We start from the raw sequence: 25871 nt of genomic DNA on the forward strand, positions 1-25871 counted from the left end.
CTATTAGCAATTTATAGCTATTAGCGATGTTAAATTCTGATTTATTTAAATTACTGCATAACTTTAAAGGCAACCAACCTTTACTACTAGATAATCCCCAGAAGGTTTGGGTAGTTCAAGCTGGTACAATGGCGATTTTTGTTACCAAAATTGTAGCAGGAGAAGCTATAGGCGATCGACGTTATCTGTTTAGTGTTAGTGCGGGAGAAGCATTATTTGGTGTTGCTTTATGGGGAGAAGAAACACCGGAAAATGTAGAGTTAGACGAAAATTTTCCATCTTTTAACTATGGACTTTTAGCAGTTGCTATTCAAGAAAGTGTAGTTTTAGAACTAGATTTTGCCGATTTAATTTCCCAGATAGCAGCAGGTGACACAGAAGTAATTCTTTTATTAGAAAGTTGGATCGATCGCATCAGTAAATTAGTTGCTACTCCGGGCATATCAAATTCAAAAAATCAAATACAATCCACAGATTCTAGCCCGGATAAATTATCTAAAGGGCAAGTACTACAAGCATCTTCTAAAACAATTTTTTGGGTGAAAGTTCATCAAGGTAGTACAGCTTGGATGGGCATAGAAGAATTAAGCTTAGATCCTAAATCTCCCCCGTTTCCCCTCGCTGCTTCTACCTGGGTAGAATCACTTAATCTTGTTGAAATTGACATAATTAAAACTGTGGAAATTGCGGAAGAGTTATCTCAGAGTTTAGCTTTATTTCATTCTTATGCTTGCCGCTATCTTGAAATCAAACATCAACAGAAATTAGAAGCAGAAATTCAACAATTTCAGCAACTACAACTGTTAAATCATCAAGTAACCGAAAATGCTTTTAATTCCTTAGCTTCCGCCTTACAACCGCAACAAATACAGCCAGAAGAAACGCCTTTATTAATCGCTGCTGGGGCTGTTGCTAGAGCAATGGAAATTCCAATTCGTCACCCAATTAAATCAGTAAATTTACAGCAAATAGATCCGGTAGAGGCGATCGCCATAGCCTGGAAAATTCGCATCCGGCGTGTTTCCTTAAATGGGGAATGGTGGAAACAAGAATATAACCCACTTTTAGCTTTTACCACTGATAAGCGTCCAGTAGCTTTGTTAGTTGATAAAAGCAAAGGTTATCGTTATTTTTTGTTCGATCCAGAAACTCGCACTCGCACATTAGTTAATAGAAATATTGCCTCTACTTTAGCCTCAGAAGCTTATATATTTTATCGTCCTTTACCGCAAGTAATTAATCAAGCATTTGAAGTGTTTAAATTTGGCATCAAAGGATATGAAACTGAAACAATTAAAATTATCATTGTGGGAATTGTGGGTACAATTTTGGGGATGGCGGTTCCCCAAGCCACAGCAATTTTAATTAATCAAGCAATTCCTGATGGCGACCGCCTACTTTTATTACAACTAGCATTAGCTTTATTAGCAGTATCTTTTGGCAAAACTGCATTTAATCTATATCAAGGATTAGTTGCTTTACGAGTTAGTAACGGAATTAATAGCACTCTTCAAATAGCTATTTGGGATAGATTACTAAGATTAAATCCGTCATTAATTAGGCAATTCACCACTGGCGATTTGCTAGTACGGATTATGTCTATTAGCCAAATATATAGCATTTTTAGCGGTGCTACTCAACGCACTTTATTAAGTGGTTTATTTTCTTTGTTAAATTTAGGATTAATGTTTATTTACGACCTAAAACTAACTTTAGTAGCTATAGCAGTGACTTTGCTAGCAGTAATTTTAACCATTATTTCTAGTTTTCTGTTATTAGGTAAAGAGCGACGGCAAGAGGAATTAAGTGGCGAAATTCAAGGATTAGTAGTACAACTAATTAATGGTGTACCTAAATTGCGAGTAGCAGTAGCAGAATCACGGGCTTTTGCAGCTTGGGCAAAAAGATATAGCGAACAAAACCAATTAACTAAGGAAATTATTCAAGTTAATGATATCGTTTCTGTACTCAACGAATTACTATCTTTAATTAGTTTAATTTTATTATATTGGTTTGGATTTTCAGCTATTCAAAGTTCCCTAACGGGCGAAAGTAACTTAACACTGGGAACATTTCTAGCATTTAATTCTGCTTTTGGGATATTTTTTGGCGGGGTGACTTCTTTAAGTAATACTTTAATTAAACTGATAGAAATTGCGCCTTTATGGGAGCGATCGCAACCGATTTTACAAGGCACGTTAGAATTTGATGAACACAGAGCTAATCCCGGTCTTTTGAGTGGACAAATAAGATTAGAAAATATTACTTTCCGTTACCGAGAAGATAGCCCAATTATTCTTCATGAAGTAAACATCCACGCCAATCCAGGAGAATTTATCGCTATTGTTGGCCCTTCTGGAAGTGGTAAATCAACTATTTTTCGCTTATTATTAGGCTTTGAAACTCCTCAAAATGGCAAAGTTTATTATGATGGACAAGATTTAGCTAATTTAGATTTACAAGCAGTGCGGCGACAATTAGGAGTAGTTTTACAAAATGGTCGAGTTACCCAAGGTTCAATTTTGGAAAACATTACTGGTGGCGCATTAGTTACAGTTGAAGAAGCTTGGGAAGCAGCAAGAATGGCGGGATTAGCTGAAGATATTGAACAAATGCCAATGGGAATACAAACGATCGTTAGTGAAGGAGGTACAAATCTTTCTGGAGGACAAAGACAAAGGTTATTAATTGCGCGATCGCTCATCTTTAAACCACCTATTATTCTCTTAGATGAAGCTACCAGTTATCTTGATAATAACACTCAAGCAATAGTGACAGAAAGCTTAGAAAAAATGAATGCTACAAGAATAATTATTGCCCATCGTTTGAGTACAATTCGCCACGCCGATCGCATTTACGTCTTAGAATCAGGTCGCATATTACAAGTCGGTTCTTTTGCCGAATTAGTAAATCAACCAGGACTATTTGCTAAATTAGTAGCCCGACAATTAGAGTAATACCAAATCTGGGTTAATTATCCCCTCTATCTTTTCCTTCTTTCCTCTGTGTCCTCTGTGCCTCTGTGGTTCATTATATTTATTAGACACTTGCGTAATACTAAATCCGGGTGAAAAACCCTCTTTATTAATGAACCGCAGAGGACGCAGAGGACGCAGAGAAAAGAGGGAGGAGATATAGGGGGTAAATAACCCGGATTTGGTATTAGTCATATAACAGTGGAAAATTCAAAACTTAAAACTTGCTCCCTAACTCAAAACTCAAAACGTGCTACGCACCGCTACGCTAACAAAACTCAAAACTTTCTTCTGCCTTCTGCCTTCAATTTACCATTGAGGTTGTTCAGCTAATAATGCCGTTGCCGCTTCACTATTTAGTGGTTTAGAAAAATAATATCCTTGTCCATATTCACATTCCAACTCTCGCAATATTTCCATTTGTGAGGCTTTTTCTACTCCCTCAGCAACTACATCCATACCTAATTTATGACTGAGCATGATTACAGTTTCGACGATCGCTAAATTTTCACTACTATCTTCCATCCTGCTCACAAAAGAGCGATCGACTTTTAAAGTATCTACAGGCAAGCGATGTAAATAACTCAAAGATGAATATCCAGTACCAAAATCATCAATACTAAAACGTAAATTAAAAGCTTTTAAACGTAAGATAGTAGCAATAGTAATCTCCACATCTTGCATTGCCATACTTTCAGTAATTTCTAGTTTTAAAGTATGTCCATCTACCTTTGTTTCCTTGAGAATTTGTTCAACTCGTTCAGTTAAATCGGGTTGAGAAAACTGTTGCGTGGAAAGATTCACACTTAAGGATAAAGATGATTGCAGGGAAAATTGCTCTTGCCAAATTTTTAACTGACGGCAAGATTCTTTTAAAATCCATTCACCCAAAGGAATAATTAAACCAGTTTCTTCAGCCAAAGGAATAAATTCAGCAGGGGAAATGAATTTACCAGGAGGTTGCCAACGAATTAAAGCTTCAAAACCTGCTATTCTACCCGTTTTAAATGATATAATTGGTTGATAAAAAACGATAAATTCTTGACTCGTTCCCGCAGTTAAAGCAGCGATCGCTCTACGTAAATCATTTTCTAAATGCAAACGCGAAACTATTTGGTTACGCATACCCGTAGAAAACACTTCATAACGTGCTTTACCCAATGATTTTGCCCGATACATTGCCGTATGAGCATCTCGCAACAGTTCTTCTGGTTGGCGATTAACTAATAATTCTACATCATCAGATTGCTCGCAACTTATCTGATTAAAAGCAATACCAAAGCTAGCCGAAATAAATATTTCTTCACCTTTCAGCTTAAATGGCAAAGTCAATTGATGTTGCATTTCATCGGCTACCAATTTTGCCTGAGTAACATTACTAATATTTGTCAATAAGACAGCAAACTCATCGCCGCCAATCCGAGCTACTGTATCTTGACGACTTAGACAAGATTTTAATCTTTTGGCTACAGCAATTAATAATCGATCGCCAATTTGATGGGTAAAATTATCATTAATCATGTTAAAGCGATCCAGATCTAAAAATATTACTGCAACTAAAGAATTATCTTTTTGTTGAGCGCGAGTAATTTCTTTTTCTATTTTTTTGATAAGAAAACTTCTATTTGGTAAACCAGTTAAACTATCATAAAAAGTATCATGAAATAACTTATAAGTTGCTACACTACTGCCTGTAACTAATAATCCCAATGCTGGTACTATTAGCGGCACCCATCCTGCTTGCAAAAAACTAACAAAGAAAACAGTCAATAAAGTTACTAACGCAGTTAATGTCGCAATTCCTAAGAATAATGGTCGGCGAAAGCGCCAAACTATTATTCCTCCTATGAGCGACCAACACCAGATCCAAAACCATTCTAACCATTGAGGCCAAAACCAAAATAAAGGTTGATTATCTTCCAGAATGCTGATAATTTGACTTACCATCTGAGCATGAATCAGCACTCCGGGCATGGTGGCTTTATCGCGATCGGTTGCCGTATAAGGAGTGAAAAGTAGATCTTTTTGGCTGGGTGCTACCGTACCAATTATGACTATTTTATTTTTTACTAAAGCTGGATCTACTTCTCCATTTAAAACTTGAGTTAATGTTACTTGGGGCGCTATATTTTGACTTCTAGCTCGATATTTTAATAATATTTGATAACCTCCTGTATCAATATTTTGGTATCCTCCAGAGTCAGCCTCTAAATTGGGGAAAACTTTCTCACCCAATTTAAGCTGATGAGGCTCTGCTTTTAAAGCAAAATTACGCTCTTGCAAATATTTTAAACTGATTCGTAACCCAAAAGAGTAGTATGCTTCGCCTTTGACGCTAGCAAATATAAAATTTCGCCGAATCACTCCATCGGGATCGAGTACAAAATCATTAAAACTAATTTGTTGCTTTGCTGCACTAGGAGGCGGCTTGACACTTTCATTTTCACTATCTATTAATTTAGTAATTACGACTACATTTTGCGCTTGTAATTCCTTAACCAGTTCAGCATGACCGGGCGGATACGGTATTTCCCGGTATAAATCTAAACCAATAACTTTTGGTTGAGACAATTGCAACTTTGCTATTAGCCTAGCCAATGTTCGATCTGACAGAGGCCATTTCTTTTGTGCTTGGATATCTGAGTCGGTAATTCCTACAATCAAAATTCTCTGATCTGGCTTCTTCTCCGGTTTTAATTGGGTGGCGCGATCGAATTCCATTAACTCCAACGGCTGCAATATTTCCATCTGTCTGATTGCTAACAGCGAACCCGTAACCAGTAAGCTAGTAATCAAAACAGGTTGTTGAAAAATCAGAAATGATTTGTAGGCCAATTTTTTGACCCCAGCATGAACGGTGTTTTTAGACAATAGCTGAGGTAGTTTCTGAAAAAGTTTAGCAGGCACAAAATTAAGCAAAAGCACTACCAAGTATCACTTTTCAAGCGGATTTTCGTAACTCAACAAGGATTTCTTGCGATCGCCTTTTTATTTCTCTCTTACACCCTATTAACGCAAGTTGCTAGTTATATAATTAATCCTGTGATTAGGTAAGTTTTTCTGCTGTTTTCGCTCGTTATCCTAGTTGTCATAAGAGCGAAGACAGCGCAATAACATACCTTACGCAAGTTACTAGTTACTTGGGTTATTACTTTATTTTAGATCTTAGAGAGAATTTTACCAGAGATTTTATACCCATATAGATAAAATTATTTTATGATTCTTTATTAACTTGTAACACTATTAGATAACTAAATCAGTAAAAATTTTACTTAGCTTAATCAAAATTTTAAAAAGAGCGGCAAATAACTTAATAAAATTTAAATCCTACAAATTTTTTTAAATTCGAGGTAGGTGATAAATTGAAACAATTAATTATCTATTGTAAAAATTTGTCCCTTAAGATAGATGATAGAAAATAAAGTTGTAACTAGTAAAGGATTATGTAACTGAAATCCTGTATAGAAAAATATAGCAATTATTACCGTTTTGAGCTAGCCGATCTTGTAAATATACAGAAATAATCAAAATTAACAATTGTGTGTTTTTACGGAACCATTTGCCAGAAGAATGTGCTTATAATGAACACAAGACTGTTTCCACAGAAAAATACTAACCTGGGAACAAGTTTTTCCAATTAACCATAAAAGTTATTTCATTTAACAATTGGTTTCTATGCGTAGCGTAATTTTGCCTCAAATCATCGCAGCCCTTTGTTTGTTATCAACATTCACTTTTTTTTCCAGTAGCGGCTCAAAACAAGTATTAGCAGAAGATGTTAGCCAAGCGAGAGAAGGTTTACCAGGAAGACGAGTGGGTGGTGGTACCCGTTCCGATATGTTTATTTCTGAAACACCTGTAGTAGCTTTGGTTCCAGACAATAATCAAGGGTTGACTGGATCGGCAGCTCCCACATTTTTTTTCTATGTCCCTAAAACTCAGAAGCCGCAAATGGTGGAATTTGTGTTGATAGACGAAAATGAACGCCAGATATATGAAACACAGTTTACAACTGACGGAAATTCAGGAGTAGTTGGAATTACAATTCCCGGAAATGAACCAACCAAAACCCTGGAAGTTGGCAAAACTTACCGTTGGTATTTTGCGATAGTTCCCGATCGAGAAAATCGCCGATCGGATATTTATGTGCAAGGTTCTATTAAACGAGTCGCAGTGAACCAGGATTTAGAGAATAAACTAAAACAAGGTGCTTCTTTAGACCTTGCTGATAGTTATAAAGCGAATAATCTCTGGTACGATGCTATGGCAACTGTAGCTGAGTTACGTCGTTCCCGTCCTACTGATACAGCTGTAGCAGCTAAATGGGAACAGCTATTGAATTCTGTGAATTTGCAAAAACTGGCACAAGAACCTTTAGTCGGATATAGCAAATAGTTATTGGACATCTAAAGTAAAGGGTAGTTTTGTGATTTTTTGATGCGCGATTACGTAAACCCGTAGTTTGACTTTACGGGTTTTCCGTGCGATCGCGGTTGTTTTTACTTAGTTACTACTGATTTAATTAACATAGGTGAATATTTATTAATTAATTTACTACCAGTAATTTTTACTTACCAGAGGTCAGTAGTAATGGTTCCCAGCAAAACCGAGAGTCTTGAAATAGAAGCTTTATCTGCTTTGAAGAAAACTCAAGGACTTTTGGAAACAATTATTGACAGTCTGCCTTTTCCTATCTGGGTTAAAGATAATTCTGGATGCTATTTATTAGCTAATTCGGCTGTTGTAGAAAATTTTCAAATACCTAAAGAAGAAATAATCGGTAAAAATACTTACCAAGTATTTCCTACAGAAATAGCCACAAACCTTACTAACAAAGAGCAGCAAACAATTAATGATTATCAGCAGCAAATAATTCGCGAAACTTTTCATGTAAATGGAAGGGAAAAAAGTTATCTCACCACAATTCAACCTTGGTGCGACGAACAAGGAAATATTGCGGGAATAATTGGGATTTCTCAAGAAGATCCCCTAGCAATTGAAAATAGCACTAATCTCTTGCATACCGTAATCGAATCAATCCCAGAAATATTCTATGTTAAAGATATTCAAGGGCGGTATGTATTAATTAATTCTGTAGCAGCTACCAATATTGGCAAAACAGCCAGCGATTTTATCGGCAAAGATGACACAGAAATATTTCCTTTAGAATTTGCCCAACAAATTCAAGAAAACGATCGCCAGATCGTGGAGACAGGAGAACCGCAAATTATCGAAGAAACTTTCAATTATGAAAATCATCAGCAGGTTTTTTTATCACGCAAAAATGTTTGGCGAGACTCCCAAGGAAACATTATTGGTTTAGTTGGTTTTACGCAGGATATTACTACGCAAAAACTTCAAGAAGTCACTTTAAAACAACAAGCAAGAGTTTTAGATCAATTATCTGATTCAGTAATTACTACCGATCTTAAAGGTATAGTTAATCGTTGGAATAAAGCAGCAGAACGTATCTATGGCTATAGTGCAACCGAGGCAATAGGTAAGTCGATAACTTTTCTTTATCCACCAGAAGAACAGGAATATTTTGCAACCCAAATTATTCCGACTTTACAACAGCAAGGTGTTTACGAAGGAGAACTCAAAGTTTGTCGTAAAGGAGGAGAAATTGTTGATATTTTCGTCAACATTTCCTGGGAAAATAACGAACAAGGAGAAGTTGTGGGAATGATTGGCTATGCGATCGACATTACTGAACGCAAACGCCTAGAAGAAGAACGCTGCCTACAGGAAATAGCACTGCGAAAAAGTGAAGAACTTTATCGCACATTAATCGAACATATTCCTAATGGATCGGTATTTTTATTCGATCGCGACCGCCGCTTTTTAGTCACAGGTGGTTCTGAACTGGCGAAAGCTGGACTTTCTCCAGCTGATTTAGAAGGCAAATTTCCTGATGATATTTGGCCTGCAAATGAATATCAACTATTCGCTAAATTTTACCAAGCAGCTTTAGCAGGTGAAATGCTAAAAGATGAAATATCTTATTACAATACTATTTACTTGACACAAGCTGTACCAGTAAAAAACTCATTAGGAGAAATCTTCGCTGGATTGCTAATTTTGCAAAACATTACTGAACGCAAACAAGCCGAATCAGCAATTGAAGAATCAGCAAATCGCCTAGAACTGCTCAATAGAATTGCTGAACAAATTCGGGCTTCTCTAGATTTAGATACAATCTTAGAAACAGTAGTGACTAGTGTCCGTGAATTATTTGAAATTGACGCTTGTACATTTGTCTGGTACTTAGGCGATAATTCCTTAGCATCAGACAATGAAACTTTTTTAGGTTCTCTGAGCAACTGTGGAAATATTGAACAACCTGAAACAGCAGTTTGGCAAGCAGTTAAAGAAGCCAGAAATCCCAGTTTACCTAGTTTTTTGGGTATTTATCCTGACTCATTAATTAAACCAATTGCTGTGAAAAGTTTGCGACAAGAAATAATCATTGTCGATGATACAGAAGCAGTTAGAGATCAGAAACTAAAGCAACTTCTACAATCCTTTAATTGTCGATCTCTTTTGACAGTTCCCTTTCAAACCAATGGTGGTAAAGTAGGGTTTTTGAGTTGTTCTCATCACACAGGAAAAAAAGTTTGGCAAGAAAGTGAAATCGAATTAATTTTAGGGATAGCTGATAATTTAGCGATCGCCATATCCCAAGCCGAACTTTACCACAACAGCCAAAAATCCGCCAAAATTGCCTCAGAAAGGGCTTTACAATTAGAAAAAGCATTACAAGACTTGCAACGCACCCAAACTCAGTTAATTCAATCAGAAAAAATGTCCTCTCTCGGACAATTAGTAGCAGGAGTCGCACACGAAATTAATAACCCAGTTAGCTTTATTTATGGGAACATTACCCCCGCACAGCAATACATTTCTGATTTACTCGAATTGGTGGAATTATATCAAACGGAATATCCTGAACCTACAGCAAAAATCCAGTCCAAAATTGAATCAATTGATTTAGACTTTTTAATGGAAGATGTGCCCAAAATTATCGATTCCATGAAAGTAGGGGCGGAACGTATTAGAGAAATTGTGCTGTCGCTGCGGAATTTCTCTCGGATGGATGAAGCACAAATCAAAAAAGTTTGTATTCATGATGGAATTGATAGCACCTTAAAATTGCTGCAAAATCGGCTCAAAGCTAAACCCGAACATCCAGAAATTTTAGTAGTGAAAAACTATGGTAAATTGCCATTAGTGGAATGCTATGCAGGACAATTAAATCAGGTATTTATGAATTTGCTGGCTAATGCTATTGATGTTTTAGAAGAACGAGACAAAAAGCGATCGCTAACTGAAATTAAAGCCAAGCCCAGTCAAATTGAAATCACTACTAAATTAGTTGATTCTGGGCGAATAGCGATTACTTTTAAGGATAATGGCTCAGGAATGTCGCCAGAAATTCAAGCGCGAATTTTTGATCCCTTCTTTACTACTAAACCAGTAGGTAAAGGTACAGGTTTAGGATTAGCAATTAGTTATCAAGTAGTAGTTGAAAAACATTTAGGCAGTTTGCGGTGTTGTTCTCTACCGGGTGAAGGCACAAAATTTACTCTGGAAATCCCCCTGAAGCAAAAAGTTCAAAAACAAATAATTACACAAAAAAGCCTGACCGATCCGGAAAGATTTAGTTAAAATTATGCTATCTTTAAGGATAAACAAATCTATTTTTTCTGAAATAATTGTCTTCCCTAGTTTTTCTCGATCGCTTCCTATATTGATAGCTAACCAAAAAATCCTATTGAGCAAAATATACTTAAATAAAAAAATGGAAGCGATTCGGTTGAGAAAACTAGTTAACTTTTTACAAGAGGAGTTGAAAATACCCGCGAACTCCCTTTCCCTAGCCTTGCAACACTGCGAACAATCTACCACATCTTTACCCATGACACTTTGGCAGTATGGGTTAGTCAGTCTCAATCAATTAGAAAAAATCTTTGATTGGCTAGAAACAGCCGCAACTCCCGTGTCTTTGCATTACTAAATTCTCAACTATTGATATTGCTTTGAGATGTAGATAAAATTTATTATCAAAGTAATATAAAATCAGCGAAAAAAAATAAATCTATCTTAGGGAAGATGTATTAAATAGTGATATGCTGCTAACGGCAGAGTTAAATTCACTATGAAAAAAGTATTTTGGAAAGTAGAAACTTGCCCCAAATGCACCTCCTTTGCGGTCAAAAGCCTTGATGAGTTTTGGGGATGTTTGAATTGTGGCGACTTGTCCGAACTGGCAATCAACAACTTTTTAGCCGGAAATTGTGCATTTTGTGGCAAACCGATAATTCCCCTTATGGACGCTTGCTTATGTTGCGGCAATCAGCCAAAGTATTTAAGTACAGCTTTAAAAAATTATTAATTTAGTTTATTATCATTTGTTATCGGTCATTTGTCATTTGTCATTTGTCAAAGTATAGTATTAATTTGCTTAACTAATGAATAATGACCAACAACTAATGACTATGCAAAAATTTACGACCCAACTAAGGGTAAGACATTATGAAATGGATGCCCTTGGTCATGTTAATAATGCGGTTTATCAACATTATTTAGAACAAGCTGCGATCGAACATTCCGAACATTTAGGTTTTACAGTTTCACTTTACCGAGAATTAGGCGGCGTATTTGTGATGCGGCGAGTAGAAATTGATTATCTGCGTCCTGCTGCTTCTGGCGATATTTTAGAAATTACTACTTGGGTAAAAGAAATGCGGGGAACTCGCAGCAGAAGGCATTATGAAATACGCCTTTTGGGGGAAGAAGATTTAGTTGTAAAAGCGGAAGCTTTATGGGTATGGGTGGATGTTGAAACTATGCGACCTCGACCTATTCCATCAGAAGTATTAACAGCATTTTTGCAACAAGATTAAACGATTAGTTATGCAGCAAAATTTACCTAGTGAAATAGAGGAAGTTTTTAGCAAAAACAACACACCAGAAGCAGTTTTTTCTGCTTTATTACCTGCGTTGGGTGAGGTGTTGAAGTGCGATCGAATTTTCCTATATTTACGAAATCCTCACACCCAAATGGGTAAAATCCCTTTCTGTTGGCGGCGAAGTTCCGAATATCCCGAAGTTATTCGTTCAGATTGGGAAAAAGATCCAGAATCATTACCAGATGAAGACCCATTATTTGCTGCTGGATTGCATAATAAACCCTCGGTTTTTGTTGAAGATGTCGAGACAGCTAACCCCGAAGTACTTAACAAAGATTATGAACGTCAAAACTTTGGGCATCGCGCCTTAATTCATGCCCATTTATGTGAAAATAATTTATTTTGGAGAGTTTTGCAGCCTGCTATTTTTGGACAACCGAGAATCTGGACTGAATTTGATCATTTTGTAATTGATGAAGTTACCAAAAAAATTACTCCATTAGCTGTTGAGTATGTAAAATCTACCTATAACGATAAAATATAGCTAAACAGGTAACAACTCCACAACAGATAAAACTAATTAAATTACCATAAGCCAAAATTAAATCCTTTTGGTAGTAACCATAAAGAATACTATTTAATTGGATTAAATTAAATCCAAGAAAAGTAATTATAGAGACACCTTTGGCGCTTTTAGTTCGCAAAATTCTAATTGCTTGGGGAATAAACAAACTGGCATTAAACAAAAATCCCAACCCGAATAAAAAAGTAACAATCTCCTTCATACAACCTCAAAAAACTTTGTTGTAAGCGATTGGGCGCTTTTCCCACTGAAGTGGGAACAACGAACTAGAAAGTTAATCTTCTGGGAGTTCCATCATCTTGAAAACGCTGTTCGCCAACACCAACTACTTGTACAATTACTTCTCGAATTGGTGGTTTCCATTCTCCTTGTCGTGCGGCAATTTCTACAATTATTTGTTGTTCTTGATGGTAAACTTTGTAATTTGTAGTGGCATAAATGCCATTTTCGTAAGCGAAACTTTCCCCATCATCTTCATAGAAACTTAACTCGCTATTTGCACCTGGGTAAATTCGTAAAGTTAAAGGATCGATCGCCCTTTCTCCCACATATTGCATGACGGGAGACATGGGAATTATTGCCCCTGCACGCGCAAAAAGCGGCATTTTTTCTAATGGTGCATCTGCTAAAATATGGGTTGAACCTTGATATTTTTCACCCGTCCACCAATCATACCAAATACCTGCGGGTAAGTAGACCGATCGACACTCCACCCCAGGTCGATAAATTGGTGCAGCTAAGATATTAGAACCGAGTAATACTTGATCGTAAAGATGATAAGTTTTCTGGTCATTAGGATAATGATAAAGTAGCGGTCTTAAAATTGGTGCGCCAGTAGTTGCAGCTTCCCAAAACAGGGTGTAAATGTAAGGAATTAGCTGATAGCGTAACTCGATATATTCTCGGCAAATCTTTTCTACTCTTTCGCCAAAAACCCAAGGTTCATGTCTTGCTGTACTTAACGCTGAATGTCCGCGCATTAATGGGTAAAGCATACCTACTTGCATCCAACGGGCGAACATTTCCGCCGTTGCATTGCCAGCAAAACCGCCAATATCACAACCAACAAATGCGACTCCTGATAATCCCATGTTACAAAGCATTGGCAGGGACATTTCCAAATGTTCCCACAAAGATTGATTATCGCCCATCCAAACAGAAGACCATTTTTGAATGCCAGCAAAACCCGATCGCGTCAAGACAAAAGAACGTTTTTCCCGATGTTTTTTCAACCCTTGAAAACAAGCTTTAGACATCGATAAACCATATAAATTATGTGCTTCGGTGTGGGTTGTGCGTTCATCTTTTGGCCCTTGGGGTGCGTCTAAAGGAAACCAAATTTTATTACCTGGATCTCCGAAAGGTCGATCGTCTAAAGCGGGTTCATTCATATCATTCCAAATTCCCGCTACCCCAATATCTGTGAGAGATTTTTGTAAGTCTCCCCACCAGTTTTGTACATGAGGATTGAGAAAATCAGGAAATACTGCTTTATCAGGCCAAACATAACCATGAAACAGTTTTCCATCAGCTTTTCTGACAAAGCAATCTTGTTCGATTCCTCGATCGAAAACATGGTAATCTGCTTCTGGTTCGTACTTCACACCCGGATCGATAATGGTGACAGTTTTAAAACCATTATTTGCTAAATCTTCAATTAATTTTGCTGGTTCCGGGAAACGTTTCGGACTCCAAGTAAACACCCGATAACCCTGCATATAATCAATGTCTAAATGAATTACATCACAGGGAATTTTGCGCGATCGAAATTCTTCTGCTAATTCCCTAACTACTGTTTCTGATTCATAACTCCACCGACATTGATGATATCCTAAAGACCACTTCGGCGGCATTGGCATTCGTCCAGTTAGTTCGGTGTAAGTGCGGAGAATTTCGGGAATTTCCGGGCCATAAATAATGTAATAATCTAACTCTGGCGCGTGAGTTCCCATCTGCAAAATTCCTGGTTGTTGGGCACCAATATTAAATTGACTCCAAAAAGTAGTGTTAAAGAAAATACCATAAGCAAACCCTGTTTCTTGTTCATCCGGGCGCAAAGCAATAAAAAAGGGAATTGCTTGATACATTTCATCGGTAAGAATGCCGTAATCTAAAGCATCAACCGTCCAATTAGTTTTAATTTCACTTAATTTATTGAGTAAACCTGTGCGTTCCCCAAAACCATAAAAGTTTTCGTTAGGTTCGATTTTTTTCCAAGCTGCAACGCTACCCATGCGCCAACCCATGTTTAACTGTGCATCATGAGCGAAGGGACGGTCATATTTATCAAAACACGCGATCGCACAAGGTTGGCGTTGAATATAAACTCGGATTTGGTCGGTTTCAAGTACGATTTTTTCTGGTGTTTCGCGAATTTCAAATTGAACGGATGACCATTCGCGATCGTCCTTAGTAACTGCCCAAGAACGACGGGGAAAAATGTCACCCATGGGTGACATTTTTACTCGGACAAGGTTAGGTGCTAGGATAGCGATCGCCAAACTTGCGCCTTCACACTCACATAAAACGCCACGTTCATCACGTTTGACAGTTTGCACTGCCCCAATAGATGACCATGCTTGTTCATTTATGGGTAATTGCCCGAAGTATTGTGGCATAACTTAAATTATTAGCAGCTAAAAGCATCTAACAACCAACCAGGGAATTCGATCACCTATCGATAGGTTGATAATAGAATCAACATTGATTTTTATGCAGTAAAATTACCATGTCTCAACCGCTACGTGCAGGATTATCTATTCCACCTTTGGAAAATGGCGATCGCTTAATCCGTCCTGAATTTGAACGCCGTTACCATGCTATGCCCCATTTAAAAAAAGCTGAATTAATAGAAGGTATTGTTTACATGGCATCTCCCTTAAGATTTGAACCTCATGCTGAACCACACGCTGATTTAATGATTTGGTTGGGAAATTACAAAGTCGCTACTCCCGGAGTGAGACTGGGTGATAATCCAACAGTGTTACTAGATTTAGATAACGAACCTCAACCGGATGCAGTATTATTAATTAACCATTTATCAGGAGGGCAGTCTCGCTTCAGTGCAGATGGTTATATTGAGGGCGCACCAGAATTAATTGCTGAGATTGCGGCTAGTACTGCGGCGATCGATCTAAGAGATAAAAAACGTGCTTATCGTCGCAACGGTGTACAGGAATATATTGTTTGGCAAGTATTTGAGCAAAAAATCGATTGGTTTAGGTTACAAAATGGTGACTATGTATCGTTAATGCCTGATGAAAATGGTGTAATTTGTAGTCAAGTTTTTCCTGGTTTATGGTTATCAGTATCGGCATTAGTGTTAGGAAATATGCAGCAAGTTTTAGCTGTATTACAAACAGGTTTGAGTTCAGCAGAACATAATTTTTTTGTGCAAGAGTTGGCAAATGCAAGCACAAATTCTTAATTTATTACCACAGATGAACACCATTAGTCACACCAAATCCGGCTTAACTACCCCCGTTATCTTCTTTCGTTTCTTTCTTCTTCTTTCTTCGTGTTCTAATTCGCTATCGCGAATCGCTACGCTACCGTGTCTTACGCGCTACGCGCACGCTACGCGAACGTGGTTCAAAAAAAGTCATCAATCTGGATTAAGTATAAAGGGGGTAATCAACCCGGATTTAGTATCACACCCCTCCCCGTTTACGGGGAGGGGATGGGGGTAGGGTACAATGGGAATTATGGATAATCAAGCGAACTTGATATAACTCAATTAAAAATACGCTTGAGGGCAGGAATACGAGCCAATACCAAATAATCCAACAGCAGGACAATAATGAGTGAAAGCCCCACAAGCGGAAAAACAATCCCTAAAACAGCGACAATTGTTAGAGGTACTATCGATTGCTGAACATGGGCGGGCATTGTAGGCGCACCCAGCCAACCTGTTCTAAAAGGACGACGCTGCCACCACATCACCCCACCACTAACTGATAACACAATCAAAATTAATGATGCAATCAACATCAACAGTTGATTACTCAATCCAAAATATTTGCCGATATGGATAGAGATTCCCATTTCCACTGCTTTGGGTACTAACCCATAATCTTTCCAACGCACATCTGCTAGTACCGCACCACTGTATCGATCGATGTGCATAGTGACTTCTTGCGTCGGATCGTCTGGAAATGCCGAAACTGTATATACTCCCGTTTCGGATTCTGGAAAACTCACGCTAAATCCAGGGGGTGCGCCTTTGGCTTTGGCTAAAGCCACAACAGTATCTAAATTTACCGACTTGTCAGCCGGGATTCGTTTTGCAGATGTTTCGTGGTTTCCTGTATTATGCTCATGTTCATGTGTACTTGATTTAGGCATCGGTAGTTGTTCAACTGCCCAAGGCACAACTTGATTACCCTGCTGATTGAGTGAGCCTGTGAGTACCGTCGATTTAGGCACATTATCCCACATTTGGGCTGGATAGTAGCTTGTCAAACGAGCAAAGGTATGTCCCCAAAAACCTGTCCAGGGTAGTCCAGTAACGATCAGGAAGCCAATCAGCAATATGCCATAAAATCCAGAAACAGCGTGCAAGTCCCGCCAAAACACCCGCCGATTGTGACTCCATAGACGCGGAATCAGTGTCCCCAAAAAAGTTACTCTGTGACGAGGCAACCATAGATACAATCCGCTAATCAGCAGCACCAGTCCCCAACAAGCAGCAAGTTCTACTAAATAATCTCCCAAATTTCCGATCGCTAATTCACCATGAATCTTACGAGCGATCGCTTGGAGATTATTATTTTCATCCCGCTGCCCTAAAATTTTCGCTGTATAGGGATTGACAAAAATAGCTAACGTTCGTTCATCTTTAGTAGATATTGTTACTTCAGCACTACGGTTAGCAGCAACACTGGGCGTAAATTTTGTTACTTTGGCATCAGGATAAGTTCGTTGCACAACTGCCACTTGTTGAGTATAAGGCATCGCTACATCCGCAGGCTTCACGAACATTCGATCGTGATACATCGCAGCATCTAATTGTGGTTTAAACAGGTAAATTATGCCTGTAATTGACAAAATCACCATGAAAGGAATCACAAATAAACCTGCATAAAAGTGCCATCGCCAAACCGTGCGATAAAAGCGATTGCTGGGAGGTTCAGCAACTTGTGATGAGTTTAAAGCAGCGTTAATTTTACTCATTGCTTTTTGCCAAAGTAAAGATAGAGGCACTAATCACTATAAGTCCATGAAATTAAATAAATGTCAAAAGACAGGCTGTAAAGCCATTTCAAATCCAGAGAAGTATAGCAACCGCCAAGGCGATTAAGCCATTCTTGATTGCCCAAATCATGCTCAAATCATTGATTTTCTTTTGTCTTACCTTCTGCCTTCTGCCTTTTGCTATACCTGTTTCTGTCTATGGTTAAAGCAGTAATTCCAAAAGGTGACTTTGGAAGAATCCCCCGTCACAGCAATGCTTCACGGGGGAGTATGTCAATTTAATTCTCTTTGCTTGTTTCTCTCACTTACCCTTTTTTAAATTTCGACCAACCGGAGTAAACTGCTTTACTTCCTAACTCTTCTTCAATGCGAAGTAGTTGGTTATATTTAGCCAGTCTTTCACCGCGACAAGGCGCACCAGTTTTAATTTGTCCTGAACCAGTAGCAACAGCTAAATCTGCGATAAAATCATCAGGAGTTTCGCCAGAACGGTGACTTGTCATGTTAGTATATCCGGCGGCAGTAGCTTCTTTAATGGCGTTTAAAGTTTCAGTAATAGAACCAATTTGGTTAACTTTAATTAAAACAGCGTTGCCTACGCCATCTGCGATCGCTTTTCGGATAATTGCCGGGTTGGTTACAAATACGTCATCTCCTACTAACTGAATTCTACCGCCTAAGCGTTTGGTCAAAAGTTGCCAACCTGACCAATCTTTTTCGCCTAAACCGTCTTCAATAGAAATAATCGGATATTGGTTTACCCAACTTTCCCAAAGATCGATCATTTCTTCGGTAGTTTTCCGACTTTTATCAGACTTGTAAAACTCGTATTTGCCGTCTTCTTCCCGGTACAATTCACTAGTAGCAGGATCTAATGCGATCGCCACATCTTCCCCAGCTTTTAATCCTACCTTGTCAATCCCTTCTAAAATTACCTCAATTGCTTCCACGTTGCTTTTCAAACTAGGGGCAAAACCACCTTCATCACCTACTCCAGTACCGTAACCTTTTTTCTTCAAAATCGACTTTAACGCATGATAAATTTCTGCCCCCATGCGTAAAGATTCGCTGAAAGTTGGTGCTCCCACAGGGCCGATCATAAACTCTTGAAAGTCTACGTTATTATCAGCATGGGCTCCACCATTGAGAATATTAAACATAGGTACAGGCAGTAATACCGCATCATCGCCGCCTAAGTAGCGATAAAGCGGTAATTTTGCTGAATTTGCTGCCGCCCTTGCCACTGCCATCGATACACCTAAAATCGAGTTTGCACCCAAGTTAGATTTGTACTCAGTGCCATCCATTTCCAGCATTTTGTTATCAACTGCTGTTTGATCGCTGGCATCCGCGCCTTTGAGGGCAGGGGCGATGATTTCATTGACATTTTTCACCGCCTTGAGTACGCCTTTGCCCAGGTAGCGTGGTTCTGAGTCTCTTAGTTCCAAAGCTTCCCGACTTCCGGTAGAAGCGCCAGAAGGTACTGCTGCCCGTCCTTTGCTACCATCTTCTAGGACGACATCAACTTCAACGGTTGGGTTGCCGCGAGAGTCGAGAATTTCTCTGCCATGAATGGATGCGATCGCTACCATAAAATCAATGTCCTCTGTTTATATCAAGTGGTACTATCCGCTTAACGATTAAACCAGAATAATTGATTTCCTTATCAGTAGTTTTGTATTCTTTTAATCTATGTTTGCATGGTGCGATCGATTCTGTATTGACAAATACTTTTACTCTCAAAGCCAAATTACAAATTAATTTATTCTCCCCTGCGCCGCTGCACCCCTGCACCACTGCCTTCCGCTTCTTCCTCATCTCGCTGTTTTTTCAGCTGTCTAATTGATTCTTGACATCCACCAATAATAAATCCCGCTACACCGCCTACTACAGCATACTTGGCGGGGATATTTTGGTAAATTTGACTGCTATATTTTGGGCCGAAAACTTTACCCACACCAAACCCTAACATTGCTCCAATTATGGCAGTTATTAAACTGGAAAAAACTATCAGTTTCAAATTCATTTGTTTTTCTCCTTTTCTTTTAACTTTTCTTCTCCAGAGGATTTTCCCTGTTCGTTACTGTAAATTCCTACCAATCTAGAAATATAAATAGCCGGATACATTATTCCCACAATTGCCTCTAAATTTGCTAAAACTCTAGCAATACTAGTCACTGGAGTAATATCACCATAGCCCACAGTAGTTAAGGTTATATAACTAAAATAAAGCAGATCTGCTTGGCTATGTGAACTCGCTATTCCGTTAAATGAGTTAGAATTAAAACTATAAATTATTTGATAAATATTATCCCATAATAAACCCAATAACAAGTAAACGCACACCCCGCCTTTAATGGTGTCGCCTGTTACCTTCCGAGTCGGAAATATTTCTCGAACAATTAAGTTTATTGATATAGCCATAAAAAACAATACAATTACATTACTAATCGTAAAAATAACTAGTATTTTGTCTTGAAGAAATAAATTCAACGATCCAATAAAATAACAAATTAATGCTATTAACGCCAGTATTAAATACCAGCAAAAAAATTTTTTACTATGTTCTAGTTCGGTAATTATTAAAATAATAGTTCCTAAAAAACTAAAGAAAAAGACTAGCGTAAAAACAATGTTTACTATTTGATTATTCTGAACCAAAGGAAACATGAATAAACCTAATAACTGAACAAACAGTAATCGATTGTATTTATTTTTTGTTAAAATTTTTAATTGGCTATATTGCATAATTCCCCCATTTTTTGCATCTCCTAAGAATTCATTCTTTCAAAAATAGCTGAAACAGAAGGTGAGTACCTTGTCAAATAACTAAAGATCCAAAATTTGATGCAAGAGTCAATAATTACTGGAACAGTGGCGATAAAACCATTAATAAATACTTTACTTTCTGGCAATTTTTGCTAATTGATGCTAGGTAGCAGGTTACTTTTGCCCTACCCACTACCCATTACTTACAGGGGTTTATTATCACCTTGGGGCTTCACTGTTTCGGAATCTTCGGCAGCCGGAGAAGAAGGCATTTCCTGATGATCCTCTGGTTGAATTGTCGTATCACTTGAAGAAGTATTTGATGGTGGATAGTAAATAGTTGGTGAGTCGCCATTACCCAATACTACAGACCCTCGACTATCTGCATCGGAACTAACAGCATTAGCAGGTGTTTCTTCACTCTCTTGTTCCTCTTCGCTTCTGCCTTCAATTGGTGCTTCCGTTACTGGTGCAACCTTACTTTTCTTCTTCTTCCCTCCAAAGACAAATTCTGCCACTTGCTTAATTACCACATACAAAACAGGTACTAAGAAGAAACTCATAATAGTGGCGACAAAAAACCCGCCAAAAACTGCCACTCCCAAAGACCAACGACTAGCAGCGGAAGCACCAGAAGCGACAACCAAAGGCCAAAAACCCACCAAAGTTGAACAAGCTGTCATCAAAATTGGGCGAAAACGTTCCTTCGCCGCATTCGCCGCAGCTTGGGGAATAGTCATCCCGAAACTTTCTCTTGATTGGTTGGCAAATTCTACGATCAAAATTGCGTTTTTCGATGCTAACCCAATCAACATTACTAAAGCAATTTGGCAGTAAAGATCGTTGACTAACTCTCTAGGGTCAAGAGAAATAAATAACATTGCCCCGAAAACTGCCATCGGTACTGTGAGCAAAATAATTACAGGATCAATGTAATTTTCGTATTGTGCTGCTAATACTAAGAAGACAATAACTAGACCCAAAGCCATAATTATAGCAACTTGACCACCTGATTGAATTTCCTCACGAGTTAGTCCAGACCATTCATAAGATAAACCGGAAATTCCTAACGATCGAAACACCTGATCCATCGCTTGAATTGCTTCTCCAGAAGACCTACCTGGTGCTGGGTTGCCTTGGATTTTAATACTAGGAAATAAGTTAAAGTTAGAAATTACTGATGGGCCAACAATTTCTCTAATTGTGGCGAACTCTTTAAGTTGGACTAGCTGGTTATTGCGCGATCGTACATACACCTGTCCTAAATCTTCCGGCCTACTCCGAAACTGTTCGTCTGCTTGCACCATCACCCGGTAATTCCGTTGTCCCATACTAAAATCATTCACATAACGACCGCCAATATAAGTACCTAAAGTCGTCATTGCTTGGACAAAATCAATATTTAAACTAGCTAATCTATCCCGGTTAATATCAATTTCCAACTGCGGAGTATTAGCAGTAAACTGCGTGAAAACTCTACTTAAATTCGGGTTTTGGTTTGCTTTAGCAATAATTTCATTCGCACTTTTCAGGAATTGATCAAAAGTTAATTGTCCCCCCGATGTATTTTGCAACTGAAACTCAAAACCACCCGTAGCACTAAATCCTGGTACAGGAGGTAAGTTAAATGCCTGAATAATTGCTTGTTGATTTTGAGCAAATTTGCGATTTAACTTCGCCAAAATTGCTCTCACACTTTGGTCTTTTTTAGTTCTTTCTGCCCAATTTGTTAACTTGACAAAAAACGTGCCTCTACTTGGCCCGCTACCATCTAAACCGAACCCACTTACAATTAACGATCCTTCTACTTCCGGTACTTCTTTCAGTTCTTGATAAACTGTATTTGCCACTCTATTGGTATAGTTTAAAGCCACTCCTTCCGGTGATTGAATAATCCCCAAAAACAAACCTTGATCTTCTTCAGGGATAAACCCGCTTGGCACTGCCATATAAAGCAAAACCGTACCTGTTAACAAAGCAATAAAAATACCAAAAACAACTAATTTCAACTTAATTAGAAGTTTAACAACTTTGGCATAACCCGCCATAATTTTCTCAAACACGCGGTTAAATTGCCGGAAAAACCAAGCTAAAGGCCCTCTACCTTCTCCTTGTTTAGTTCGCAATAATATTGCTGCCATACTTGGAGAAAAAGTTAAGGCATTAAAGGTAGAAACGATAATGGAAAAGATAATAACTAAGGCAAATTGTTGATACATAATCCCTGTTGCACCAGGGAAAAACGTCACAGGTAAAAATACAGCTATCAACACTAAGGAAGTAGAAACAACTGCCCCTCCTAATTCATTCATTGATTGTAAAGCAGCTTGACGCGGGCTCATTCCCTGTTCCATTTTCCCCGCAACTGCTTCTACCACCACAATTCCATCATCTACCACTAAACCTGTTGCCAAAATCAAAGCAAACATAGTTAGGGTGTTCAAAGAAAAACCAAAGGCTAAAGTAAATCCCATTGTCCCTAACAAAGACACCGGAATTGCTACAGCAGGAATAATCGTAGTTCGCCAATCTTGTAAGAAGATAAAAATGATTAAAATTACTAACAAAATCGCTTCGATCAGAGTTTTAAACACTTCTTGTAAAGAAGTTTCAATAAACTCTGTAATGTCATAAACTAAATGAGATTTTAATCCAGGGGGAAAAGATTTTTCTAACCCCGCCATTATTTCTTTAATTTTTGCGGCTATATCTACCGCGTTACTTCCTGGTAATTGATAGATCGCAATACCTATACCAGGTTGACCATTTACTAATGCTTGTAAATCGTAATTTTCTGCCCCTAATTCTGCTCGTCCAACATCTCTTAGTCTTAGTAAACTGCCGTTAGGTTCCGATCGAATAATTAAGTTTTCAAATTCTGCTTCATTTTGGAATCTTCCTTGCACTCTCACTGGAAAACTAAATGACTGATCGGCTGGTGCGGGTTGGCTACCAATTCTACCTATCCCTACTTGCACATTTTGTGATTGCAAAGCGGAAATTACATCAGGTGGGGTTAATCCTCTAGCTGCCATTCTATTAGGATCGAGCCAAATTCTCATGGAGTATTGGCGTTGACCTAAAATCGTCAAATCTCCTACACCTGGAACTCTTCGCAGAGTATCTGTAACGTACAAATCTAAGTAATTGCTGATAAAAGTATCGTCATATTTGTTGTTTTCGGCGTTGAAACCATAGACCAACAAAATACTAGTTGATGATGCTCTTACTGCTACCCCATTTTGTCTGACTATATCTGGTAATTGGGGTTGGGCGAGGGTTACTTGGTTTTGAACGTTAACTTGGTTAATGTTTCTATCTGTATCGACACCAAAGAATGCTTGAATCGAACTTGCGCCAGAACTGGTGCTTTGAGAAGTAATGAATTGTAAACCTTCAACACCGTTAATTTGCCTTTGAAGTGTGGTAGTTACGGTGTCTGCTACTGTTTGAGCATCAGCACCAGTGTAGGTGCCGTTGACTTGGATTTGAATTGGTGCAATATCTGGTAAGTTGTTGATGGGTAATAGTGGGATACAAATAGTACCGATTAGTACAATGAGGATTGTACAAACTGTGGTCAGTACTGGTCGTTTAATGAAGTTATCTGAAATTGAGAATACAGCCATGTTTTTTAATGAGTTTGGAGTTTGGAGTTTGGAGTTTTGAGTAAAAACTCGATTTAGCTGTTAGGGATTAATTGCCGAAATCCGATCGCACTTAAGGTTCGGGAGTAATTGGTACACCATTTCTTAATCTGAGAATATTGCTGACAGCAATACTTTGCCCTGTTTGTAAACCTTCTTTGACTTGAAAATTATTTCCTTGAACTGGCCCTAATTGCACGGTTGTTTGATTCACGGTCATTTGTGATTTCCCGTCCTTATCTTTACTTTCCTGTGCCACAAATACGAAAGGTTGATTGCCAATTCTAGTGACAGATTCAGTGGGAATTAAAATTCCTGTGCCTTCGTTCCAAACAATTTTCGCTGTTACTGTTAGTTGATCTCTCAGATAATCTTTAACGTTAGGAAATACAGCTTTAGTTAAGATTGTTTGGCTTGCTCGATCGATTTGCGGTGAAATAAAGCTAATACTTCCAATAACGGCAGGTTTGTTATTTTGTGGATTAATAATTTGTACTGGTAAACCCAATTTTAGTTGCGGGGTGCGTTGCACGGAAACGGGAATTTGCAGTTCAAAAGCGTCGTTTTGAATAATACTTGTAACTTGCTGTCCGGTATTGACAAAATCTCCTACTCTGACTGGAATAGTCCCGACTACACCATTAATGGGGGCAACGACTTTGTTATAGCCCAGGGCTGTGTTTGCTGCTTTGACATTGGCTTCGGCTTGGGATACGCCTGCTTGGGCTTGAGCTACGGTAGCTTGAGCAGCTTTGATGTTGGCTTCGGCTTGAGTTACGGTAGCTTGGGCCGATCTGATGTTGGCTTGGGCTTGAGTTACGGTGGATTGAGCAGCTGTAACGTTGGCTTGAGCACTACTTAAGGATTTTTGAGCGGCTACTAGTTGTTGTCGGGCAACGTTGACGGCGGCTCTGGCATTATTTAGTTGGGCTGTTCTTTGGTCTAGCTCTTGTCTGGGTAATGCTCCTTGATTGACTAGGGATTTGGCGCGATCGTAATTTACCTGCGCTAGCCGCAACTCTCCTTCCCTAGCTTGAATTTCGGCTCTCGCTGCTTCTACTTGTGCTTGTTGACGGGCTACATCTGCTTGGGCGGCGGTAACTCTGGCTTGGGCATTTGCCAAGTTGCTTTGTTGTGCTTTGACTTGGGCTTGGGCATTTGCTAAGCTGCTTTGTTGCCCTGTGACTTGGGCTTGGGCGTTGGCTAAGTTGCTTTTCTGTGCTTGAACTTGCGCTTGTGCCCCTTGCACATCTGCTTGACTTTTTTCGGGACTCAATAGCATTATTTGTTCCCCAGTTTTAACGCTTTGTCCTTGGGTAACATTTATTTGTTGAATGCGACCGCTGGTTTGCGGTGCTAATGAAACTCTTTTTACTGCTTGCAGTTGACCTTGGTATTGGGTTGTTTCTTCTATCTTGGTAGGTTCTATTTTTAGCAATTTGACAGGAACCGCAGCTGGTGGTGCTCCTGCTGTGGCGGCAGGTTGTTTCTTTTCACTACAGGCTGTACTTGTTAGAGAAACTAGTAAGACTGCACTTATTAGTTGAATCGGGAATGATACATTAGCTTTTTTCGTAGTAGTAGTTGCAATATGAAGTTTTGTCATGTTTATTTTTGATTAAATTTGTCACTATGCCCCATTAACAGGATTGAATTATACAAGTTTTTTGCTCGGTATAGATAATTTTAAAGAATTTCTCAAGCTTGCAGTTACTCTAATACAACTGCACTAGAGATTTGGGGATCTAATTAGGGTAAAGAATAAAGATATGAATTTTATAGGAACTTGAGG

The 25871-nt window shown here is 38.5% G+C and carries 18 protein-coding genes; 8 read left to right on the plus strand and 10 right to left on the minus strand.

Going from position 1 to position 25871, the window contains the following annotated elements:
- Positions 1–26: 26 nt before the first annotated feature.
- A complete protein-coding gene (locus IQ264_RS05575; protein ID WP_193979433.1) occupies positions 27–2957 on the plus strand; it encodes an NHLP bacteriocin export ABC transporter permease/ATPase subunit in 2931 nt (976 codons plus the stop codon).
- Between the two features lie 327 nt (positions 2958–3284).
- On the opposite strand, the gene IQ264_RS05580 is transcribed toward IQ264_RS05575, so the two are convergent.
- Positions 3285–5810 carry an EAL domain-containing protein gene (locus IQ264_RS05580; protein WP_228061319.1) on the minus strand — a complete coding sequence of 842 codons (2526 nt, stop codon included), beginning with the start codon at positions 5808–5810 and terminating at the stop codon, positions 3285–3287.
- An 840-nt stretch (positions 5811–6650) separates the two neighbouring features.
- On the opposite strand from IQ264_RS05580, the gene IQ264_RS05585 reads away from it, so the two are divergent.
- From IQ264_RS05585 to IQ264_RS05610, 6 genes are all read left to right on the plus strand, one after another.
- Positions 6651–7370, plus strand: coding sequence for a DUF928 domain-containing protein (locus IQ264_RS05585; protein ID WP_193979437.1), 720 nt, complete (start codon positions 6651–6653; stop codon positions 7368–7370).
- A 195-nt stretch (positions 7371–7565) separates the two neighbouring features.
- The gene (locus IQ264_RS05590) at positions 7566–10643 is read left to right on the plus strand and encodes a PAS domain-containing protein (RefSeq protein ID WP_193979439.1); all 3078 of its coding nucleotides are present in this window, start codon (positions 7566–7568) and stop codon (positions 10641–10643) included.
- Between the two features lie 133 nt (positions 10644–10776).
- Positions 10777–10992: a DUF2949 domain-containing protein gene (locus tag IQ264_RS05595; protein WP_193979442.1), complete on the plus strand. Its 216-nt coding sequence runs from the start codon at positions 10777–10779 to the stop codon at positions 10990–10992.
- 221 nt (positions 10993–11213) lie between these two features.
- Positions 11214–11375 carry a hypothetical protein gene (locus IQ264_RS05600; RefSeq protein WP_193979444.1) on the plus strand — a complete coding sequence of 54 codons (162 nt, stop codon included), beginning with the start codon at positions 11214–11216 and terminating at the stop codon, positions 11373–11375.
- 71 nt (positions 11376–11446) lie between these two features.
- A complete protein-coding gene (locus IQ264_RS05605) occupies positions 11447–11881 on the plus strand; it encodes an acyl-CoA thioesterase (protein ID WP_228061314.1) in 435 nt (144 codons plus the stop codon).
- 10 nt (positions 11882–11891) lie between these two features.
- Positions 11892–12431, plus strand: a complete 540-nt coding sequence (locus tag IQ264_RS05610; RefSeq protein ID WP_193979446.1) for a GAF domain-containing protein — start codon at positions 11892–11894, stop codon at positions 12429–12431.
- Here the strand turns inward: IQ264_RS05610 and IQ264_RS05615 are convergent.
- Entirely contained in the window at positions 12409–12672 is a 264-nt protein-coding gene (locus tag IQ264_RS05615; RefSeq protein WP_193979448.1) for a PQ-loop domain-containing transporter, read from the minus strand. The two genes, IQ264_RS05610 and IQ264_RS05615, sit on opposite strands and share 23 nt — an antisense overlap.
- A 64-nt stretch (positions 12673–12736) precedes the next feature.
- A complete protein-coding gene (locus IQ264_RS05620; protein ID WP_193979450.1) occupies positions 12737–15088 on the minus strand; it encodes a glycoside hydrolase family 31 protein in 2352 nt (783 codons plus the stop codon).
- A gap of 110 nt (positions 15089–15198) precedes the next feature.
- Here IQ264_RS05620 and IQ264_RS05625 point away from each other — a divergent pair, with 110 nt between their 5' ends.
- Positions 15199–15897 (plus strand): Uma2 family endonuclease, encoded by a 699-nt coding sequence (locus IQ264_RS05625; protein ID WP_193979452.1) that lies wholly within the window; start codon positions 15199–15201, stop codon positions 15895–15897.
- Between the two features lie 305 nt (positions 15898–16202).
- Here the strand turns inward: IQ264_RS05625 and IQ264_RS05630 are convergent, their stop codons facing one another.
- The 7 genes from IQ264_RS05630 to IQ264_RS05660 all read right to left on the minus strand — a co-directional run bounded on the left by IQ264_RS05630 (position 16203) and on the right by IQ264_RS05660 (position 25685).
- The gene (locus IQ264_RS05630; protein ID WP_193979454.1) at positions 16203–17642 is read right to left on the minus strand and encodes a PepSY-associated TM helix domain-containing protein; all 1440 of its coding nucleotides are present in this window, start codon (positions 17640–17642) and stop codon (positions 16203–16205) included.
- Positions 17643–17968: 326 nt separating this feature from the next.
- Positions 17969–19255: a phosphopyruvate hydratase gene (gene eno, locus IQ264_RS05635; RefSeq protein ID WP_193979456.1), complete on the minus strand. Its 1287-nt coding sequence runs from the start codon at positions 19253–19255 to the stop codon at positions 17969–17971.
- A 170-nt stretch (positions 19256–19425) separates the two neighbouring features.
- Positions 19426–19689, minus strand: a complete 264-nt coding sequence (locus IQ264_RS05640; RefSeq protein WP_193979459.1) for a hypothetical protein — start codon at positions 19687–19689, stop codon at positions 19426–19428.
- Positions 19686–20411 carry a potassium channel family protein gene (locus IQ264_RS05645; RefSeq protein ID WP_193979461.1) on the minus strand — a complete coding sequence of 242 codons (726 nt, stop codon included), beginning with the start codon at positions 20409–20411 and terminating at the stop codon, positions 19686–19688. The genes IQ264_RS05640 and IQ264_RS05645 overlap by 4 nt, the downstream gene beginning before the upstream one ends.
- Before the next feature lie 23 nt (positions 20412–20434).
- A complete protein-coding gene (locus IQ264_RS05650; RefSeq protein ID WP_193979463.1) occupies positions 20435–20578 on the minus strand; it encodes a hypothetical protein in 144 nt (47 codons plus the stop codon).
- A 57-nt stretch (positions 20579–20635) separates the two neighbouring features.
- Positions 20636–24061: an efflux RND transporter permease subunit gene (locus tag IQ264_RS05655; RefSeq protein WP_193979465.1), complete on the minus strand. Its 3426-nt coding sequence runs from the start codon at positions 24059–24061 to the stop codon at positions 20636–20638.
- A 91-nt stretch (positions 24062–24152) separates the two neighbouring features.
- Positions 24153–25685: an efflux RND transporter periplasmic adaptor subunit gene (locus tag IQ264_RS05660; protein WP_193979467.1), complete on the minus strand. Its 1533-nt coding sequence runs from the start codon at positions 25683–25685 to the stop codon at positions 24153–24155.
- Positions 25686–25871 lie beyond the last annotated feature (186 nt).

This window comes from [Phormidium] sp. LEGE 05292 (assembly GCF_015207735.1).
Lineage (GTDB): Bacteria > Cyanobacteriota > Cyanobacteriia > Cyanobacteriales > Aerosakkonemataceae > Floridanema.

What these genes read in the sequence shown, in the direction of transcription:
- IQ264_RS05645 (WP_193979461.1), bottom strand. Translation starts at nt 20,411, where the DNA reads ATGCAATATAGCCAATTAAAAATTTTAACAAAAAATAAATACAATCGA.
- IQ264_RS05620 (WP_193979450.1), bottom strand. Translation starts at nt 15,088, where the DNA reads ATGCCACAATACTTCGGGCAATTACCCATAAATGAACAAGCATGGTCA.
- IQ264_RS05630 (WP_193979454.1), bottom strand. Translation starts at nt 17,642, where the DNA reads ATGAGTAAAATTAACGCTGCTTTAAACTCATCACAAGTTGCTGAACCT.
- IQ264_RS05585 (WP_193979437.1), top strand. Translation starts at nt 6,651, where the DNA reads ATGCGTAGCGTAATTTTGCCTCAAATCATCGCAGCCCTTTGTTTGTTA.
- IQ264_RS05575 (WP_193979433.1), top strand. Translation starts at nt 27, where the DNA reads ATGTTAAATTCTGATTTATTTAAATTACTGCATAACTTTAAAGGCAAC.
- IQ264_RS05600 (WP_193979444.1), top strand. Translation starts at nt 11,214, where the DNA reads ATGTTTGAATTGTGGCGACTTGTCCGAACTGGCAATCAACAACTTTTT.
- IQ264_RS05610 (WP_193979446.1), top strand. Translation starts at nt 11,892, where the DNA reads ATGCAGCAAAATTTACCTAGTGAAATAGAGGAAGTTTTTAGCAAAAAC.
- IQ264_RS05615 (WP_193979448.1), bottom strand. Translation starts at nt 12,672, where the DNA reads ATGAAGGAGATTGTTACTTTTTTATTCGGGTTGGGATTTTTGTTTAAT.
- IQ264_RS05640 (WP_193979459.1), bottom strand. Translation starts at nt 19,689, where the DNA reads ATGAATTTGAAACTGATAGTTTTTTCCAGTTTAATAACTGCCATAATT.
- IQ264_RS05595 (WP_193979442.1), top strand. Translation starts at nt 10,777, where the DNA reads ATGGAAGCGATTCGGTTGAGAAAACTAGTTAACTTTTTACAAGAGGAG.
- IQ264_RS05625 (WP_193979452.1), top strand. Translation starts at nt 15,199, where the DNA reads ATGTCTCAACCGCTACGTGCAGGATTATCTATTCCACCTTTGGAAAAT.
- IQ264_RS05590 (WP_193979439.1), top strand. Translation starts at nt 7,566, where the DNA reads ATGGTTCCCAGCAAAACCGAGAGTCTTGAAATAGAAGCTTTATCTGCT.
- IQ264_RS05605 (WP_228061314.1), top strand. Translation starts at nt 11,447, where the DNA reads ATGAATAATGACCAACAACTAATGACTATGCAAAAATTTACGACCCAA.
- IQ264_RS05660 (WP_193979467.1), bottom strand. Translation starts at nt 25,685, where the DNA reads ATGACAAAACTTCATATTGCAACTACTACTACGAAAAAAGCTAATGTA.
- eno (WP_193979456.1), bottom strand. Translation starts at nt 19,255, where the DNA reads ATGGTAGCGATCGCATCCATTCATGGCAGAGAAATTCTCGACTCTCGC.
- IQ264_RS05655 (WP_193979465.1), bottom strand. Translation starts at nt 24,061, where the DNA reads ATGGCTGTATTCTCAATTTCAGATAACTTCATTAAACGACCAGTACTG.